This is a genomic window from Natronospirillum operosum (assembly GCF_004768465.1).
Lineage (GTDB): Bacteria > Pseudomonadota > Gammaproteobacteria > Pseudomonadales > Natronospirillaceae > Natronospirillum > Natronospirillum operosum.
In genome coordinates this window covers 463156-481820 of the sequence record NZ_SRMF01000002.1, presented here as the reverse complement: position 1 = coordinate 481820, position 18665 = coordinate 463156, and the positions used below count along the sequence as shown (strand labels likewise).

The window sequence follows — 18665 nt, the reverse complement described above, 5'->3', positions numbered from 1 at the left end:
GTGCCGGGCGTCCTTCAGAGCGCCTGCAGATAGGCTTCCTTGTCAGCGTTGAACTTGTCCACCACGGCCTGCATCTGCACTTCATCATAGGGCTGCAGGCCACTGATGATCAGCGTCTTGGTGCCGGTGCCGACCTGGCGGCCGTTATCGGTGACGGCAAAACGGAAACGTGCATCACCGCGCCGCCCGTTGATGTCGAGGGTGCGATCGGCCAGCGTCAACTCCGGGTCCCGGAGCTCAGCAGTGTCCAGCTCGAAACCCATGCGCTCGTAGATCACGAAGGGGCGCCTGGGGTTGAACATGACCTGATGTTCCTGCAGCAGCGGCACCATGATATAGGGGAAGTTCTGACCGGAAAACTTGACGTATTCACGGGTGAAGGACTCGATCAGAGTGGGATCCTGAGTGATGTCGCCACCACGCTCGATCTCCAGCGCCACCCGTTCCTTGTCATCGGTCACGGCAATCTGGTCCTGCACATCTTCGGGTGCAGGGAAGAGCAGGGGCTGGTCGGCGTCCACCAGACCAGCGAACCGAACGGACATGCGTTGACTCAGTCCGTAATGGTTCAGAGCCAGAGAAAACAGCAGATCACCGGGTACACAGAAGCGGCGGTTGTCAGGGTCGTGAATGGGGTTGAAATCACCGGCGACTTCCTTGGCAAAAGCGCTGCCCTGATGTGCGCTGATCACGACGTGGTTGTTCCGGGTCTGGAAATAGGGGTCGAGGAACACAGGTCATACCCTTGTCAGTTGCTGTCCGAGTCGCCCATTGTGGGCATTTGTGTGGCAGAGGAAACCCCATCGGGGGAAAAAGTAATATTCCACGCAGCACAAAGCTACTGCAGCCTCGGCCGCCAGTTCCGGATTTGGTCCAGTGGCATGGGGCGGGCAAACAGAAAGCCTTGTGCCTGCTGGCAGCCCATGTCACGCAGAATCCGGGCCTGAAGTTCATTTTCAACCCCTTCGGCAGTTACTGAGAGATTCAGTGCATTGGCCACGTCCACCATACACTGCATGAGCTGTCTGGCTCTCGGCTCATGTTCCAGGTCCTTCACAAAGGCGCGGTCAATCTTCAGCCCGGTGAGAGGCAGGTGCTTCAGGTAGGCAAACGAGGAGTAGCCGGTGCCGAAGTCGTCCAGACTGACCTGAAAGCCAAGGCTGCGTAATTCACCAATGATCACCCTGGCCAATTCGGGGTTGTTGATCAGGGCGCGCTCGGTGATTTCGATCTCCATCTGACCTGGATCGATACCTGCCTGATCCAGCATCAGGGGGAGATCGAACAGCAGTTCCTTGTCGAACAGATTGCGTACGGCAAAATTGACGCTCACCGTCTGCTCCGGATGCTGTTGCAGGAAGGTCAGGCTCTGCTGCACCACGAACCGTGTTACCGGAGCAATCAGGGTGGTGTTCTCGACTTTGGGCATGAACAGGCCCGGCGCAATGTGGCCGCCATCGGCCTGGCGCCAGCGCAATAGCGCTTCACTGCCGCAAGACTGGCCGGTTTCGAGGCAGATCTTGGGTTGATAGAACAACTCCAGCTCATGATTGCGCAAGCCCTTGCGCAGATTGGAAATCAACAGCATGCGGTCGACGCTGCTTTTTTCCTGTGTCGCGTCATAGGGGCAGTAGAACTGGTTGCGATCACGAGCTGCCAACAGCGCGGTGTGCACGCGCCGAATCATCTCCTGCGAGTCGATGTGGGGCGGGGTGCTGATATAACTGCCTACAGCGAGCTGAATGCGTACGGGAATGCCCTGCAGCTCCCACATCTCCTCACCCAGGTCAGCAATCCGATCAACGACGGAGGTCAAGGATTCCTGGTCGATGTGGCCCACCGTGGCGATCAACTCGTTGCCACCGAAACGATAGACGTCAAGTATTTTGGGTGTATCTTCCTTGAGTTTGCGTGCCAGACCACCCACCAACTCATCTGCCGCATTGGTGCCCATGGCTTCCAGCACTTCATTCAGGTCGGTTACCTGAATCAGCAGCATGGCCAGCGACGAAGCCCTTTGGTCGACTCTGCGGCCGGAGGTCATTTGCGGGAGCAGACGCCCCAGGTCACTGTCCAGAGCGCCCTGGTTGGGCAGACCCGTACGCGGGTCGGTGCCCATGGCGCCCATCAGGATGCGGTTGTTCTGATTCAGACGCTGGAACAGCAGGCCAACAAAAAGGCCGATGAAACCGTACAGAAGCAGGCGCGCAACCCAGTTGGCTGTGGGCTGCATCTCTCCAGTCAGCACCTGCATTGGCATCCATGGGCCGACAGCGAACCCGGCAGCGATGCTCATCAGCAGAGCACCGCGAAGATGATACCAGTTCGCCGCCAGTACAATCGGAATCAGCAACAGGTAGGGGTAGGCGAAACTGGTACCGCCGGTGGCGTAGACGATCAGAGTGCCAAGACCGAGCAGGGTGAACAAATAGAGCAGCCGCGCCCGGTGAGACTGCAGCGAAGGCAAACTCAGCCTCCGCAGCCAGAGGAGGAAGCTGTCAGCCTTCGGTTGGGCGTTGCTGTTTGACATCTGGATACCGTTGCTACTGCTGGACGGAATTATAACATGCCGTTTGACTCATGTTTGACGAGGATACGAGTATTGGTGTTGGTTCGGATTGTCGCATGCGTGTCTCTGCTGCTATAAATCGACAGAACAGAACACAGGGGACTCGCGATGAATCAGGAATTACTGCCCTACCCCTCACTCAAGGAGATCAGGGAAACTGCGGAGCGTCTGCATGGCCGGGTGCTGGAAACACCCGTGTGGCCATGGCAGGCCGGTGTGATTGCCGGTATGGCACCGCATACCGAAGTCTGGCTGAAACTGGAGCTGTGGCAGCAGACCGGCACCTTCAAGGCACGTGGTGCGCTGAACAGTATTGATGCCCTGCCTGCGGAGCAGCGGCAGCGTGGGGTGGTGACGGTCAGCGCCGGCAACCATGCCATTGCACTGGCCTATGCGGCTGCCCAGGCGGGTATCAGTGCCCGGGTGGTCATGCCGGAGTCAGCCAGCCCTGCGCGCATTGCGACCTGCCGCAAGCTGGGCGCAGAGGTCGAACTGGTGTCGGATGTGCATGTGGCCTTTGCGCGCTGTCGTGAGATCGAGGCCAGGGAGGGCAGAACCCTGGTGCATCCGTTCGAGGGGCCGCGTGTGGCCGAGGGCACGGGTACGGTAGGCCTGGAGATGGTGCAGCAGATGCCGGATCTGGATGCGGTCATCGTGCCGGTCGGTGGTGGCGGCCTTATTGCCGGTGTAGCCGCCGCCATCAAGCAGGTTCGTCCCGGTTGCCGTGTCTTTGGGGTGGAGCCCTGGGGCGCTGATTCGATGTATCGCAGTCTGGCTGCCGGTGAACCGGTACAGTTGGAGCGCGTAGATACCATTGCTGACAGTCTAGGGGCCCCGCTGGCAATGCCCTACAGCTTTGGGGTCTGCCAGCGTTTCGTGGATGAGGTGGTCAGGGTCTCTGATGATCAACTCTGTCAGGCCATGTGGCATCTGTTCAACGATATGAAGCTGGTCACCGAACCCGCCACCGCAGCCGGCACAGCGGCTTTGCTGGGGCCATTGCGCGAGCGGCTGGAAGGGTCCCGGGTGGGTATTGTGCTTTGTGGTGCCAATACAGATCATGAGCGCTTTCACCAGTGTCTGCAGCGGGGGCGGGGCTCCATCTGACGGGTCTATACTCGATGCTGAGGGTGGAGTACAGTGTTCAGTATTGAGAGATCGGGATGGTGTAATGCCGAGATCAACCCCAGTGAAATGGTTGGTGTCAGCCCTGTGCTGCAGTGCCTTGGCCGCCAGTGCGTCAGAACTGGACCGGCTGACCTTCATCACGGAAGAATACCCGCCCTACAATTTCGCCCGTGACGGTGCGCTTCAGGGTTTCTCGGTCAGCGTTCTGCAAGCCATGCTGGAGGCTGATGGCAGCGCCAAAGACATCAGCCAGGTGCGAATCTGGCCCTGGGCGCGGGGCTACGAAACCGCACTTGTCGAACCGAATACCGTACTGTTCTCCACCACTCGAACCCGGGCCCGGGAAGATCTCTTTCACTGGGTCGGGCCTCTGGCGCGGGATCGGGTCACGTTGCTGGCGCGGCGGGATTCAGGCATCGAAATCGACAGCATCGATGCGCTCAATGCCTCTGATTATCGTGTCGTGGTAATTCGGGAGGACATCGGCGCCCAGGTGCTGAAAGAATCCGGTGTGAGTGCTGACCGCCTGCGACCTGCCATCAATAACAGCAGCGCGCTCAGCATGCTCCATGCCGGTCGGGTTGAGCTGTGGGCCTACGGAGAAGATGTTGCCTACTGGCTGATGGATGAGCAGGGCCTGGATCCGGCAGAATTCGAATCTATCTATACGCTGAGTGAAGCCTATCTGTATTTTGCGCTCCACCGGCACACGGATGAGGCACTGGTTGGCCATATGCAGGCTGTCCTGGACCAACTGCGCGCTGACGGTACCATAGAGGCTGTGCAGTAATGGCTAGGTTTGTGCACAGGCTGTGCTCCGGGACGGGGTCCTCGACACACGGGGAGCAGAGGTGGTGTGATGAGCAAGGCCGTTAACCGGCACTGGGTATCGCGTTGGCACAGCCTTACCACTCGGCAGGCAGTACTGACCTTTGTGATTGCATTGATCATCAGCATCATTGCCGGCCTGATAGAACTGCTGGACGATGTCCGAGTACTGCGTGCTGATATACAGCAGCAGACCGGTCGCCTGTTGCAACTGGCCGGTGCCACTGCTGCCGAGGCCGCGTTCCAGCTCAATGAAGAACTCGGTGAACAGGTGGTCAGTGGTATCTACAACGGCGGTGATGTCAGCCGGGTGGTACTGCGTGATGATTTCGGGCGGGTCATGGCCTCCCGGGAAACCATAGGCGAAGCGGACAGCGGCGCACTTCTGCGCCATCTGTTCGGCGATATCACGGATTATCATGTCCCTCTGACCTACGACATGGGGGGCGGTCGTGCGGCCGAGGCGGTAGGTGAACTGGACATGCAACTGTCGCTGCGGGTTATCGGGGATGCCTTTCTGGAACGCAGCGCCCTGATTTTCAGTCTGGGTATGCTGAAAGCACTGGTTATCGCCCTGCTGGTCGTGCTGACCTTCCATGTGCTGATTACTCGGCCTCTGCTTCGGGTCTATACCGCCATAGTGACCGTCGACCCGGACCAACCGGGCAACTGGTCGCGGCCGCGCTTCCGCGCCCACCGCAACGATGAACTGGGCAGCCTGGTGCAGGCCCTGGATGACCTGTTGAGAGCCTTTCAGAAGGGGCTGGACCAACGGGATGAACTACATCAGATTTCCACCATCGACGGCCTGACCGGGATACCGAATCGACGTCGTTTTGATGAATTTCTGGCCCGCCAGTGGCTGGATTCACGTCGCCAGAAGAGCCCTCTGGCCGTGATCTTTATCGATATCGATTACTTCAAGCCTTTCAATGACAATTATGGCCATGGCGTTGGCGATGACTGTTTGCGTGAAGTGGCGCGTGCACTGACCCGTGCGCTGCCAAGGGCCACTGATCTGGTGGCCCGTTACGGTGGCGAAGAATTTGTCTGTATACTGCCCCACACCGACCTGGACGGCGCCTGTGCCGTTGCCGAGAGACTTCGCCTGGCCATTCAGGCCCTGGCCATCCCGCATGCCTGGTCTGATGTGGATGATCTGGTGACCGTCAGCATGGGTGTGGCCAGTGCAGTGCCCGGACGCGCCGGAAGCTGGTCTCAGGATGATCTGCTGGCGGCCGCCGACCGGCGTCTGTACCAGGCGAAGCAGAATGGACGCAACCGGATCGTCTCCACAGACGACTGATCTGGGGCTTATGCGGTTGCCTGCCCGGTTCTACAGGCCGGGCAACAGATTGGCCGGCAGCAGGTCATTCAGCCGGCGCTCGCGCAGCAACCGGTCTGCTGCCTCGATATCCGGCGCAAAGAAGCGATCCTCGGCATAGTAGGGCACCTGTTCGCGCAGCCAGCCGCGTGCCTGCTCCAGCACTTCGGTGGTCTGCAGGCCGTTTCTGAAATCCAGCCCCTGACAGGCGGCCAGCCATTCAATGGCAATGACATGGCGCACATTGTCTGCCATCTGCCAGAGACGAAGGCCCGCATTGGGGGCCATGGACACATGGTCTTCCTGATTGGCTGAGGTGGGCAGGCTGTCGACCGAGGCCGGATGTGCCAGCGCCTTGTTGTCACTGGCCAGCGCTGCGGCAGTGACCTGGGCAATCATGAAGCCGGAGTTCACGCCGCCGTTTTCCACCAGGAACGGCGGCAGTTGGGACATATGCGTATCCATCATCAGCGAGATGCGCCGCTCGGTCAGGCTGCCGATTTCGGCGAGTGCCAGGGCCAGGTTGTCGGCCGCCATGGCCACCGGCTCGGCGTGGAAGTTGCCGCCGGACAGAATCTCGTCGTCCTGGGCAAAGACCAGTGGGTTGTCCGACACCGCATTGGCCTCAATGGCCAGTACCTCGGCGGCCTGGCGCAACTGGGTCAGGCAGGCGCCCATTACCTGCGGCTGGCAGCGCAGTGAATAGGGATCCTGCACCTTGTCGCAGTCGGCGTGCGAACGGCTGATGGCGCTCTCTTCACCCAGCAGATGGCGATAGGCAGCGGCCGCGTCGATCTGGCCCGGCTGCCCCCGAACCGCATGAATGCGCGGGTCAAAAGGCGTGCGCGAACTCAGAGTGGCCTCGACCGTAAGTGCGCCACAGACGGTGGCGGCGGCATAGAGATCTTCGGCATCGAACAGGCCGCGCAGCGCATAGGCGGTGGAGACCTGGGTGCCGTTCAGCAAGGCCAGACCTTCCTTGGGGGCCAGCCGCAACGGCTCCAGCCCGGCCTTGGCCAATGCCTCGAAGGCGTCCAGCCACTGACCCTGCCAGCGCGCCTGGCCTTCACCCAGCAGAATCAGGCTCATGTGCGCCAGTGGTGCCAGATCACCCGAGGCGCCGCAGGACCCGCGACCCGGAATATGGGGGTAAACTCCGGCATTGACCAGGCTGACCAGCGCCTCGACCACCTCGGGCCGGATGCCGGAATGGCCCCGGGCCAGGCTGTTGATTTTCAGTGCCATGATCAGACGCACCATATCGTCGTCCAGTGCCGCGCCGACACCGGCGGCATGCGACAGCACCAGCGCCTGCTGCAGGTGTTCCAGTTCACCGGGTTCGATACGTGTCTGGGCGAGCAGACCGAATCCGGTATTGATGCCATAGACGGTGCGGTCCTCCGCCACCACCCGGTTGACACAGTCCACCGAGGCCGTCATTTCAGCGCGGGCGCAGTCCGGCAGTGCCAGTTGCACCTGGCTGGTGTAGATCCGGCGCCAGTCGGCCAGTGTCATGGCGCCCGGTTGCAGAGTCAGGGTGTCCATCAGCTTGAATCTCCGTTCAGCATGGGCAGGTCCAGATTGTTCTCCCGCGCACAGTCGATGGCGATATCATAACCCGCATCGGCATGGCGCATGACACCGGTGGCCGGATCATTGCGTAGTACCCGGCCCACGCGCCGATGCGCTGCCTCGGTGCCATCGCAGACAATCACCACGCCCGCATGCTGAGAATAGCCCATGCCGACGCCGCCGCCATGGTGCAGTGACACCCAGGTGGCGCCGCCGGCGGTGTTCAGCAGGGCATTGAGCAAAGGCCAGTCGGATACCGCATCCGAACCGTCCTGCATGCTTTCGGTTTCGCGGTTGGGGCTGGCCACCGAGCCGCTGTCCAGATGGTCGCGGCCGATCACCACCGGCGCTTTCAGTTCGCCGTTTTTCACCATCTCGTTGAAGGCCTGACCGAGCCGCGCCCGGTCCTTCAGGCCGACCCAGCAGATGCGCGCCGGCAGGCCCTGGAAGCTGATGCGCTCGCGGGCCATGTCCAGCCAGTTGTGCAGGTGGGGGTCGTCCGGGATCAGCTCCTTCACCTTCTGATCGGTCTTGTAGATATCTTCCGGATCACCCGACAGGGCCGCCCAGCGGAAGGGCCCGATGCCCTGACAGAACAACGGTCGGATATAAGCGGGTACAAAGCCGGGGAAGTCAAAGGCATTGTCGACGCCTTCCTCCAGCGCCATCTGGCGGATATTGTTGCCATAGTCGAAGGTCGGTATGCCGGCCTGCTGGAAATCGAGCATGGCCTGCACATGCACCGCCATGGACTGGCGTGCGGCGCGATTGACCACCTCGGGTTCGGATTCGGCGCGCTGTTGGTACTCGTCCCAGCTCCAGCCTGCGGGCAGATAACCATGCAGCGGGTCGTGGGCGCTGGTCTGGTCGGTCACCATGTCCGGGCGCACACCGCGCTTCACCAGTTCCGGCAGCACCTCGGCGGCATTGGCACAGAGACCGATGGATTTGGCTTCGCCGGCCCGTGTATAGCGCTCGATGCGGGCCAGCGCATCGTCCAGATCATCGGCCTGTTCATCCAGATAGCGGGTGCGCAGACGGAAGTCGATGCGCGACTGCTGGCACTCGATATTCAGTGAGCAGGCCCCGGCCAGGCTGGCTGCCAGCGGCTGGGCGCCGCCCATGCCGCCGAGGCCGGCTGTCAGGATCCAGCGCCCCCTGAGCTCGCCGTCATAGTGCTGGCGGCCGGCCTCGACAAAAGTCTCGTAGGTGCCCTGCACGATGCCCTGGGAGCCGATATAGATCCAGGAGCCGGCGGTCATCTGGCCGTACATCATCAGGCCTTTCTTATCCAGCTCGTTGAAGTGCTCCCAGTTGGCCCAGTGCGGCACGATGTTGGAATTGGCAATCAAGACCCGAGGCGCATCGGCATGGGTTTCGAACACACCCACCGGCTTGCCGGACTGGATCAGCAGGGTCTGGTTATCCTCCAGCCGCTGCAGGGTTTCGACGATCTTGTCATAGCAGGCCCAGTCGCGCGCGGCGCGGCCGATGCCGCCATAGACCACCAGGTCTTCCGGCCGCTCGGCCACGTCCGGGTGCAGGTTGTTCATCAGCATGCGCATGGGGGCTTCGGTCAGCCAGCTCTTGCAGCTTATTTCTGTACCGGTGGGTGCTGCGATTCGGCGGCTGGGGTCGTGGCGGTTGTTTGTGATCATGGTGAATCTCCTCGCTCAGGACGGGGCAGCTTGCAGCCGCTCACGCCCAGTGTTGTGTCAGTGTATGGAACAGGCGCGCGGCCACGCGAGCCGAGCGCTGGTCAATGTCGAAATCCGGGTTCAGTTCGGCCATGTCGGTGACCGCGAGCCGGCCGCTGCGGGCTATTTGCACCAGCAGCGGCTCAATCACGTCCAGCGACACACCGCGCGCCGCCGGTGCGCTGACTCCGGGGACGGTGGCTGCCGGGAATACATCCAGGCAGATGGTGAGATAGACCTGGTCGCAGTCGGCCATGAAATCGGTCAGCAGGCCGTGCAGCTCGGGCAGGGCAGCCGGTGTCATGGTGTGGTCTTCGCGGTAGACCACAGCGAGCTCGTCGGCCCGTTTGAACAGGGCCCGGGTGTTGGCAGCGCGGCTGACGCCCAGACAGGCATAGCGGAAGGGCCAGCCCCGGTCTTCACAGGCAGCGGCGATTTGCGCAAAGGGCGTACCGGAGGAGGGGCCCTGACCCGGGTCGCGCAGATCGAAATGGGCATCGAAATTGATGATGCCGATGCGAGGGGTCTGCTCGGTATCTCTGGCTGCCAGATGTTGCGCCAGACCGGTCCAGGTGCCCAGGGCGATTTCGTGACCGCCACCCATGATCAGCGGCGTCTGACTGGCTGCCAGCAAGCCCTGAACGGCATCCGCCAGGCGCTGCTGGGCACCGGCCAGATCATCGTCGGCGCAGACAATATCACCGGCATCGCGCAAGGGATGAGCATGGTGCAGCGCCAGGCTGGACAGGGTGCGGCGCAGGGCGGTAGGTCCGCCTTTGGCACCCACGCGACCCTTGTTGCGCCGCACGCCCTCGTCACAGGCAAACCCCAGCAAGGCAAAGCCGGGGTCCGCCTGACCTGCCCACGGAGTCACCACCTGATGCCAGCGCTCGCTCTTTGGCTCCGGGTCAATACGGCCTTGCCAGCTGTCCATGTCCGGAAGTCTGTCTGCTCTAATAGGATCTGGCATCATCTGCTCCTGTGCCTGTGGCTCCTGTCAATTTGACTCAACACCGTGTCGACCCGGCTGGGGTGCAAGGCGGGGACGCCGTAAATACATCCCTGTAGGCTCGGCTGCCGCCATCCCTGGCGGCAGACGCCCCGCCCTTCCACCCCAGTCCGAATCGACAGCGACGATCACGCCTTATGTACCCCACCGTTGAAGACTCTCTCCACCAGACGCCCGGGTTGAACGGCATAGGCCAGTTCGTTGGGGGCGTCGATGTCCCACAGGCAGAAGTCGGCGGCAAGGCCGGGGGCGATGCGGCCGGTCTGCTGCTGCAGGCCCAGAGCCTGGGCCGCATTGGTGGTGACGCCCTGCAGGGCTTCCTGTGGGGTCAGGCGGAACAGAGTGCAGGCCATGTGCAGCATCAGCGTCAGCTGGAAAATCGGCGACGAGCCCGGGTTGCCATCGGTGGCGACGGCCATGGGCACGCCGTGCTGGCGCAGCAGCTCGATCGGCGGCACTCGGGTTTCACGCAGGGTATAGAAGGCGCCGGGCAACAGGGTGGCCACGGTGCCGGCCTCGGCCATGGCCTTGACGGTCGGTTCGTCGAGCCACTCGATATGGTCGGCAGACAACCCTTTGTAACGGGCCGTCAGTGCACTGCCGCCGAGATTCGACAACTGTTCGGCATGCGCCTTGACCGGTAGGCCATGGGCCTGGGCGGCCTGAAACACGCGCTCGCTCTGGGCCACCGAAAAGGCAATGCCTTCACAGAATACATCCACCGCATCGGCCAGGCCTGCGGCGGCCACAGCAGGGATCATCTCGTGGCAGACCAGATCGATATAGCCGTCCGCGTTGCCCTTGAATTCCGGTGGCAGGGCATGAGCACCGAGAAAGGTGGTCTGTACGCGTACCGGCAGCTCTCGCCCCAGACGACGGGCGACGCGCAGCATCTTGAGTTCGTCTTCTGTCGTGAGACCGTAGCCCGACTTGATCTCGACCGTGGTCACGCCGTCGCGCAGCAGGGCTTCCAGACGGGGCCTGGCCTGGGCATGGAGCTCGTCTTCGCTGGCTGCCCGGGTGGCGCGCACCGTGCTGAGAATGCCGCCGCCGGCGTGTGCAATGTCTTCGTAGCTGGCGCCTTCCAGGCGCTGCTCGAACTCGTCGGCGCGCTGACCGCCGAATACCAGATGGGTATGGCAGTCGATCAGGCCCGGGGTCATGACGCCACCTACCTGCATGACTTCGCCTTCGAGGCCGGCCGCGTCGGTTGTCGGGCAGACCTGCTCTATACGATCGTCGATCACGGCTATGGTCATGGGCACGGGCTGCAGAGTTCGGCCGTCGAACAGTGTGATGTTGTGCCACAGTCGTCTGGGTGCCAGCACATGACCTCCTGTGTTCTGTTGATTTGTATATACAATTAAACAGAGGCGCCGGGATGTCAACCCGATTTTCTGTCGATCTGTAATGGAATGTTACCAAAAAGGCAGGTGCCTCGGCTTGACGCTGGCTAATGAGGGCTGCATTGAGGTGCATGGTCGTGATGTCAATTGTATTGACAAATTGTCACTCATCGATTTTATTGTATATACAAAAACAATACATCGCGTCCTCCGACGCTTGCCCGTTCAACAACCATCACCCGAAGAGGGGCTACACTCATGTCGGAAAACACCAAGGCGACAGGCCAGAGCGGCGGCATCCAGCCGGACTGGAAGCTTGCACTCAAACTGCTCATTCCCAGTGCGCTGGGTTTGTTCATCTTCTTTGCACCCATCACTATTGGCGATACTCGTACCATTCCGCTGGACCATATGGTCAGCGGTCTGCGTTCTCTGCTCGGTGGGGCGGCCGCCTGGGTGGCACTGGCCATGATTGTGGCTGGCGCCATCTATCCGTTTGTGACCGGGCAGTGGAAAGGCACGCTGACCGAACGTACATTCACCGTGCTCAAGCTGCTGGGCGTGATGGCAGCGCTGATGGCCATCTCCGGCTGGGGGCCGGCCATGCTGCAGGCGCCGGACATGCTGCCGTTCCTGTTTGAAACTCTGGTGATTTCGGTCGGTCTGATTGTCCCGGTCGGGGCCGTGTTTCTGGCCTTGCTGATCAGTTTCGGGTTGCTGCAACTGGTCGGTGTGCTGTTCCAGCCGCTAATGAGGCCGATCTGGAAAACCCCGGGCCGCTCTGCCATTGATGCGGTGGCATCCTTTGTGGGCAGCTATTCCATCGGCCTGCTGATCACCAACCGGGTCTATTCCGCCGGTCAGTATTCCGCCAAGGAAGCAGCCATCATTGCCACCGGCTTCTCGACCGTGTCGGCCACCTTCATGATCATTGTAGCGCGCACGCTGGACCTGATGCATATCTGGAACTGGTACTTCTGGCTGACGTTGCTGATCACCTTTGCGGTCACCGCCATTACCGTGCGTCTGCCGCCACTGCGCGGCATGGACAACCGGAGCGAGCGCGCCGAAGACGATGTGCCGAAAGGCAAGCGGCTGTCGTCGGCGTGGCGAGCCGGTTTGCAGGGTGCCGCCGAGTCGCCGGGGCTGGTGGAGAGTGTGCGTCTGAATGTGAAAGAAGGCCTGATCATGGCCATCAGCATTCTGCCGTCCATCATGTCAGTCGGCCTGATCGGGCTGGTGGTGGCCAATCACACGCCGCTGTTCGACTGGCTGGGTCTGGTGTTCTGGCCCTTTGTCGCCATCTGGGGGCTGCCGGAAGCCCTGGACCTGTCCCGTGCTGCCGCTGCGGGCCTGGCCGAGATGTTCCTGCCGGCCCTGCTGATGACCGAAGCCGATCTGGCGGCTCGTTTTGCTGCGGGCGTGGTCTCGGTGTCGTCGGTGCTGTTTTTCTCGGCTTCCATTCCCTGCATCCTGGCCACCCGGATTCCACTGTCGATCCCGCGTATCGTGGCCGTCTGGTTTATCCGCGTGGCGCTGAGCCTGTTCATTGCCGTGCCCGTGGCCTACGGGGTGGTGGCGCTGACCGGTTGACAGCGCGTCACCCCGGCATCGCAGAGCGCAGCTTGTAGCGATCGCCGGGGTGCAGCAGACGGGCATAGCTGATCAGATGCTCGTTGGACCAGGTGCGACGAATCACGCTCAGGCAGGGTTCGTCGCGCCCGATTTCCAACCACTCTGCGGTTTCTGCATCCGGCAGTACGGCTTCCACGATGTGTTCCAGATCACTGATCGGACAACTGGCTACCAGCACTTCATTGGGGGTATGCCGACTGAAGTCCGTGTCCAGATAGTGTGGTACCCAGCGCGGGTTCACATAGCGGTTCTCGAGCTGGATCGGCACCCCGTTCTCACGATGCACGATGATGCTGTGAAATACCCGGCTGCTGACCCGCACACCCAGGCGCAGGGCCACTTCGTCGTCGGCCTTGATGGCCTCGCAGATCAGCACCCGATTGTCATACTCATGGCCGCGCAGTCTCACTTCCTCGGCAATATTGCGAATGTCCTGCAGCGGTGACTCGGCCTTGCGATCCGTCACGAAGGTACCCAGGCCGACCTGGCGAATCAGGTAGCCTTCCTGCACCAGTTCACGGATGGCCCGGTTGGCGGTCATGCGACTGACCCCGAAATCGCGGGCGAGCTGCTCCTCCGGCGGAATCTGGTGGTTGGGGGCAAATTCACCGTTGTGAATGCGCTCGGTCAGGAACTCCTTGATTACCCGGTAGCGCGGAGATTGACCAGCCTGTGCCTTCATCTGACCCGGCACCACCCTCAGCGACTGAATCGGTCGGCGCGGAAGGCGTCGACCGGTATCGAGGGTTTTTCACCGTCCAGCATCTGACCCAGCAACTCGGCGCTGCCCATTGACAGGGTCCAGCCAAAGGTGCCGTGGCCGGTATTCAGCAGCAGGTTCTCCAACTGCCGGACCGGACCGATGGCTGGCGGGCCGTCCGGCGTCATGGGACGAAAACCGGTCCAGGCCTTGGCCATGCCGAGGTCGACGCTGCCCGGGAAACGCTCATTGAAGCCTTGGCGCAGGGTCTGCAGGCGACGCTCGGGCAAGCGCCGATGGAAATCGGTCAGTTCGGCAAAACCGGTGACCCGTACCCGTTCGCCGAGTCGGGTAATGGCCAGCTTGTAGTGGTCGTCCAGCACGGTGGATCGCGGTGCCCGGTGCTCGTTGCGCACCGGTGCAGTCAGGGAGTAGCCCTTGACCGGGTACAGCGGCAGTGACAGGCCCAGTTGCCGGGCCAGTTCCCGGGAACCGCAGCCGGCGGCCAGCACATAGCGATCTGCGCTCAGGTAGCCGGTGCTGCCTTCGGCGTGTTCGGCCTGGTGCATGGCATAGTCCCGGACCCGGATGCCGCGAATACGCGCATAGCGGATATCCCAGCCGGTAATCTCCACGCGGTAACGCAGGTCCACACCCTGCTGTCGGCAGGCCTCCGCCAGACCACGAGTAAACAGCTGACTGTCCCCGGTGGCATCACCGGGCAGATACATGGCGCCGTGCAGGGGGGCTGACCCGAGCAGACCGGGTTCGTGGAGCCGTGCCGCGCGGGGGTTGAGCCATTCATGCTCGATGCCCAGTTCGTCCAGCAGGCGGGTTTTCTGCATCAGAATGGATTGGCGCTCGCGGTTGCTGGCGGTCTCCAGCAGGCCCAGACTGGCCTGGTCATAGTCAATTTTCAGGGTGCGGTCGACTTCCTCGAAACCTTCCCGGCTCAGCATGGCGAGTTGCAGCATGGCCCTGCGATTGACGTCGAACAGGCCCCGACGGGTGGCAAAGTCGGCGGTCATGCACAGAAACTGCAGCGTACGCCCTGATACCGGGAAGCCGATCTTCAACGGGCCCTTGCGGCGCAACAGGCCCTGCAGCCCGGTACGGATCATGGCGGGATCAGCCCAGGGGTAAAGGAAACCATAGGACCGCTGGCCTGCGTTGCCACGACTGGTCTCCATGGCCGGGCCACCATGCGAGTCGATCACGGTGACCTGGTGCCCACGACGGGCCAGCACCCAGGCGGTGGTCATGCCAACCACACCGGCACCAGCAACAATCACTTTCATGCAGCCTCCTTCAATCTGCTCTGGCTTGCCTGTCCAGAGGGCGGGCCCGTTGCAGCCCGACTCGGTTTATCCCCTGACTGCCAGGGTAAAGTCATTGTCTGTGAGGGGGCGGGCCCCTTGAGTACCTACCACCACGGTGTTGCTCAGTCCAACCCCCCGGTATCCAGGCTGGCGCAGACACAGGGGCAGATGGAATACCATGCCGGGCTCGAACACCGGGGTCTGATCGCGTGCGATATAGCCGGTGCCTTCTACCCAGCTCGGTGGAAACTGAGCCCCCACAGCATAGCCGAAGACGCCGGAAAAAAAGACCTCATCGACACTGGGCGCCAGTATTTTTTCGGCCGCACGGGCGGCTTCATCAAAGCTGTGGCCCGGGCGCATGGTGCGGCACAGAGTATCCTGCAACCGGCTGCAGAGGTCCCGCAAACGCAGCAGGGCGTTACCGGGAGGGCCATCTCCGGCAACGGCCGTTCGCATCATGGGTGCCGTATAGCGCCGGAAGGCGGCCCCGAACTCCAGAAACACCGGCTCCCCGGCAGACACCTTGCGCGCCGAGTGATTCAGATGAATGACACTGGTCCGCGGGCCACTGGTGACAATGGGTTGCAGGCTCATGAACTCGCTGCCGGCAGCCAGCAATGCCCGGGCGCCCTGGGCAGCGATGGCCTGTTCGGTGACACCGGGTCGGATGCAGTCGATCGCCGCCTGCAGACCGATACTGGTCAAGTCGGCACTGCGCTGCAACAGGTTGATTTCATAGGCGGACTTGACCCTTCGCTGGCGCTGTACCAGATCACCGACAGGGCGTATGCGATCGGCACCGAGGTGATGTTCCAGTTGCCGGGCCAGGCCGGCCCGCAGCCCGGGCGACCAGGTGTCCAGCCCCAGCACCGTCTGCGCGCCGAGCAGCTCCAGCAGGGGCTCGGTAACGGTTTCGGGGGCCTCCCACAGATAACCGATGATCTGATCACAGACCGCAGTGGTCACGGCGGGACCGGTTTCGATGGACGGCACCTGCAGCACGGACTGGTTGGCCGTGATCAGCAGCGCCGTATGTACCGATACCTCGAAGGTGCTGTAGCCACTGTAATAGTGAATTTCAGCGGGATTCGTCAGCAGTACGGCGTGCAGTTCCCGTTCGGCCATGCCGGCACGCAACCGGCGTAATCGCGTCGCAAGTTCGTCCGGGGGCAGGTGATTTTCAGACCCTTGCAGGTGGGCTGCCAACTGCTCACGATACTGGTTGTGATCCATGTGCCGCACCGATTCAAATTGAATGGAACTGTGCCATACTGCCGCTTAGTCTGATTGAATCGCCCGAGGGTAGCAATGAGTAATCCCAAGCATACGCTGGTCTGGATGTCGGTCTTTCTCGCCGTCGTGGTGGCCATCTGTGCGGCACTGGCCGTGCGCTTGTTCGATGCCTTCATGGCCAACTGGGCTCTGAATGGCACCATTGTGCTGGTGCTGCTGGTCGGCATCGGACTGACCTACCGTCAGGTCATCATTTTGTTCGCGGAGATTCGCTGGGTGGCCCAGTTTCGCACCGGTCGTGTAGGCCTGTCTGTGCTGCAGGAACCACGCCTGCTGAAGCCGCTGGCCCGGCAACTGGGTGATGATTACAAGCGCGACCGTTTCAGCCTGTCGGCGCTGTCGTTGCGCACCGTGCTCGACGGTATTCGCACGCGCCTTGACGAACAACGTGAAATCTCGCGCTATTTCATCGGTCTGCTGGTGTTTCTCGGCCTGCTGGGTACCTTCTGGGGTCTGCTGATTACCATCAGCTCTGTCGGTGAGGTCATCCTGGGGCTGGACATGCAGGGGGAAGATTTCTCGGCTGTCTTTGCCACGCTGCAGGCGGGTCTGATTACGCCGCTGGATGGCATGGCAACGGCCTTCAGCTCCTCTCTGCTCGGGTTGGGCGGGTCTCTGGTGCTGGGCTTTCTGGATATTCAGGCCGGGCATGCCCAGAACCGCTTCTATGATGACCTGGAAGAGTGGCTGACCGGGCTCACCAATCTGGTGGAAGAGGTGCGTGAAGCCCGCCGCAGCGGTGGCGCCGGAGAGGAACCGATCTTCCCGGAAGATCGGGATCTGGAGTCCGTGCTGGAGATGGATCGCTTGCGGCAGGAAAACATTCGCCTGCGCGATGAACTGCAGGGGCGGAACTGAGCATGGGCAGTGTCGGTAGGGTCAGAGTCCGGAGTGAGGGGCTTCAGCGATGAATCGACGTCGACGTTCCAGCAGCAGCATCAGTGTCTGGCCGGGTTATGTGGATGCTTTGTCTGCCCTGTTGATGCTGGTCATCTTCATGCTGCTGATCTACACCCTGACGCAGTTGTACCTGTCGCAGACCCTGTCCGACCGTGATTCCGAGCTGGCCCGCCTGGGCAACCGGCTGACGGAAATATCACGCCTGCTGCGGCTGGAAGAAGAGCGCACCGAGGAACTGGAAGAACAACTGGGTCAGGCCCGCGAGGCCCTGGCGGTCAGTCTGGGCCGGGAAGAGATACTGCAGGCCGAAATGGACCGGCTGGAAGACCAGGTGGCGGCCGACCGCGAGCGCATTCAGGTCTTGCTGGGCACACAGGCTTCGCTGCAGCAGGATATCGCTGCCCTGCGCGAACTGCGTGCAGAACTGGAGCGCGAAGTTGCGGACATGAGTGAATTGCTGACGCAGCGCGACACCGAGGTTGCCGAGCTGGACGCCGAACTGGAAGAGCGGCAGACGGAGATAGGTGCCCTGCGTGATCGCTCGCAGGCACTGGAGGCGCGTCTTGCCGAAGAGCAGGAGCGTACGCTGCTGGCCCAGCAGGAAATAGAAGAGCGCGAACTGCGCATTCAGGATCTGGTGGCCATCAGCGAGGAAGGCGCCCGGGCGCTGGAGGAAGAACTGGAACTGAGTGCTTCCCAGCGCGCCCAGATTGCCCGCCTCAACGACGCGATCGATGCGCTGCAGGCACAGCTGCGCACCATCAGTGCAGCCCTGCGCCTGCAGGAGGACATTACGCAGACACAGGAAGCCGAACTGGCTGATCTGGGTGAACGCCTGAATACCCTGCTGGCCGAGCGGGTCACCGAACTGGAGCAGTATCAGTCCGAATTCTTCCGTCGGCTGCGGGAAGTGTTGGCGGAGCGCGACGATATACGGGTGATCGGTGATCGCTTCCTGCTGCCGTCGGAGCTGCTGTTTGCCACCGGCTCGGCCACCATCGGTGAGGCCGGTCTGGAAGAACTCGACAAGCTGGCGGATCTGGTGCTGGAACTGACCGAAACCATCCCGGAGGATGTCGACTGGGTGTTGCGGGTGGACGGCCACACCGACCAGATTCCCATCAGCACGGCGCGCTTCCCCAGCAACTGGGAACTGTCGACGGCACGGGCGGTTTCAGTGGTGCGGTATCTGGCCGAACGGGGTGTGCCGGAAGCCCGCATGGCCGCTACCGGGTTCGGGGAGCATCAGCCGCTGCAGGCCGGCACCAGTGCAGAAGCACTGCAGGCCAATCGGCGCATAGAGCTCAAGCTGACCAGCCGCTGAAAGGTGTGGCAGAGGCGC

15 protein-coding genes are annotated in these 18665 nt (G+C 61.9%); 6 read left to right on the top strand and 9 right to left on the bottom strand.

All coding sequences use genetic code 11. The features are described 5' to 3' along the window. Positions 1-14: 14 nt before the first annotated feature. A complete protein-coding gene (locus tag E4656_RS08610) occupies positions 15-734 on the bottom strand; it encodes a DUF3581 family protein (RefSeq protein ID WP_135482785.1) in 720 nt (239 codons plus the stop codon). 104 nt (positions 735-838) lie between these two features. After that, positions 839-2467, bottom strand: coding sequence for a putative bifunctional diguanylate cyclase/phosphodiesterase (locus tag E4656_RS08605; RefSeq protein ID WP_167855988.1), 1629 nt, complete (start codon positions 2465-2467; stop codon positions 839-841). Between the two features lie 210 nt (positions 2468-2677). On the opposite strand from E4656_RS08605, the gene E4656_RS08600 reads away from it, so the two are divergent. The 3 genes from E4656_RS08600 (at position 2678) to E4656_RS08590 (ending at position 5831) form a co-directional block, all read left to right on the top strand. Continuing rightward, positions 2678-3676, top strand: a complete 999-nt coding sequence (locus E4656_RS08600; RefSeq protein WP_135482783.1) for a threonine ammonia-lyase — start codon at positions 2678-2680, stop codon at positions 3674-3676. 64 nt (positions 3677-3740) lie between these two features. Further along, positions 3741-4487 (top strand): substrate-binding periplasmic protein, encoded by a 747-nt coding sequence (locus E4656_RS08595; RefSeq protein WP_167855987.1) that lies wholly within the window; start codon positions 3741-3743, stop codon positions 4485-4487. Positions 4488-4556: 69 nt separating this feature from the next. Continuing rightward, a complete protein-coding gene (locus E4656_RS08590; RefSeq protein WP_135482781.1) occupies positions 4557-5831 on the top strand; it encodes a GGDEF domain-containing protein in 1275 nt (424 codons plus the stop codon). Positions 5832-5861: 30 nt separating this feature from the next. Here the strand turns inward: E4656_RS08590 and hutH are convergent, their stop codons facing one another. The 4 genes from hutH to hutI form a co-directional block, all read right to left on the bottom strand. Continuing rightward, positions 5862-7394, bottom strand: coding sequence for a histidine ammonia-lyase (gene hutH / locus E4656_RS08585; protein WP_135482780.1), 1533 nt, complete (start codon positions 7392-7394; stop codon positions 5862-5864). Continuing rightward, positions 7394-9079: a urocanate hydratase gene (hutU, locus tag E4656_RS08580; RefSeq protein WP_135482779.1), complete on the bottom strand. Its 1686-nt coding sequence runs from the start codon at positions 9077-9079 to the stop codon at positions 7394-7396. The genes hutH and hutU overlap by 1 nt, the downstream gene beginning before the upstream one ends. Positions 9080-9119: 40 nt before the next feature. Continuing rightward, complete coding sequence (gene hutG, locus E4656_RS08575; RefSeq protein WP_240753943.1) at positions 9120-10052, bottom strand: formimidoylglutamase; 933 nt, start codon at positions 10050-10052, stop codon at positions 9120-9122. A 203-nt stretch (positions 10053-10255) separates the two neighbouring features. After that, on the bottom strand, positions 10256-11455 hold the full coding sequence (gene hutI, locus E4656_RS08570) for an imidazolonepropionase (protein ID WP_135482777.1): 1200 nt from the start codon (positions 11453-11455) through the stop codon (positions 10256-10258). A gap of 276 nt (positions 11456-11731) precedes the next feature. Here hutI and E4656_RS08565 point away from each other — a divergent pair, with 276 nt between their 5' ends. Next, positions 11732-13066: a YjiH family protein gene (locus E4656_RS08565; RefSeq protein WP_135482776.1), complete on the top strand. Its 1335-nt coding sequence runs from the start codon at positions 11732-11734 to the stop codon at positions 13064-13066. Between the two features lie 7 nt (positions 13067-13073). Here the strand turns inward: E4656_RS08565 and hutC are convergent, their stop codons facing one another. The 3 genes from hutC to E4656_RS08550 all read right to left on the bottom strand — a co-directional run bounded on the left by hutC (position 13074) and on the right by E4656_RS08550 (position 16363). Beyond that, positions 13074-13790, bottom strand: a complete 717-nt coding sequence (hutC, locus tag E4656_RS08560) for a histidine utilization repressor (RefSeq protein ID WP_135482775.1) — start codon at positions 13788-13790, stop codon at positions 13074-13076. A 17-nt stretch (positions 13791-13807) separates the two neighbouring features. After that, positions 13808-15106 carry a D-amino acid dehydrogenase gene (locus E4656_RS08555; RefSeq protein ID WP_135482774.1) on the bottom strand — a complete coding sequence of 433 codons (1299 nt, stop codon included), beginning with the start codon at positions 15104-15106 and terminating at the stop codon, positions 13808-13810. A gap of 66 nt (positions 15107-15172) precedes the next feature. Next, positions 15173-16363 (bottom strand): M24 family metallopeptidase, encoded by a 1191-nt coding sequence (locus E4656_RS08550; protein WP_135482773.1) that lies wholly within the window; start codon positions 16361-16363, stop codon positions 15173-15175. A 75-nt stretch (positions 16364-16438) separates the two neighbouring features. Between E4656_RS08550 and E4656_RS08545 the strand changes: the two genes are divergently transcribed. Beyond that, entirely contained in the window at positions 16439-17281 is an 843-nt protein-coding gene (locus tag E4656_RS08545; protein ID WP_240753942.1) for a hypothetical protein, read from the top strand. A 49-nt stretch (positions 17282-17330) separates the two neighbouring features. After that, positions 17331-18647: a peptidoglycan-binding protein gene (locus tag E4656_RS08540; RefSeq protein WP_135482772.1), complete on the top strand. Its 1317-nt coding sequence runs from the start codon at positions 17331-17333 to the stop codon at positions 18645-18647. Positions 18648-18665: the final 18 nt, after the last annotated feature.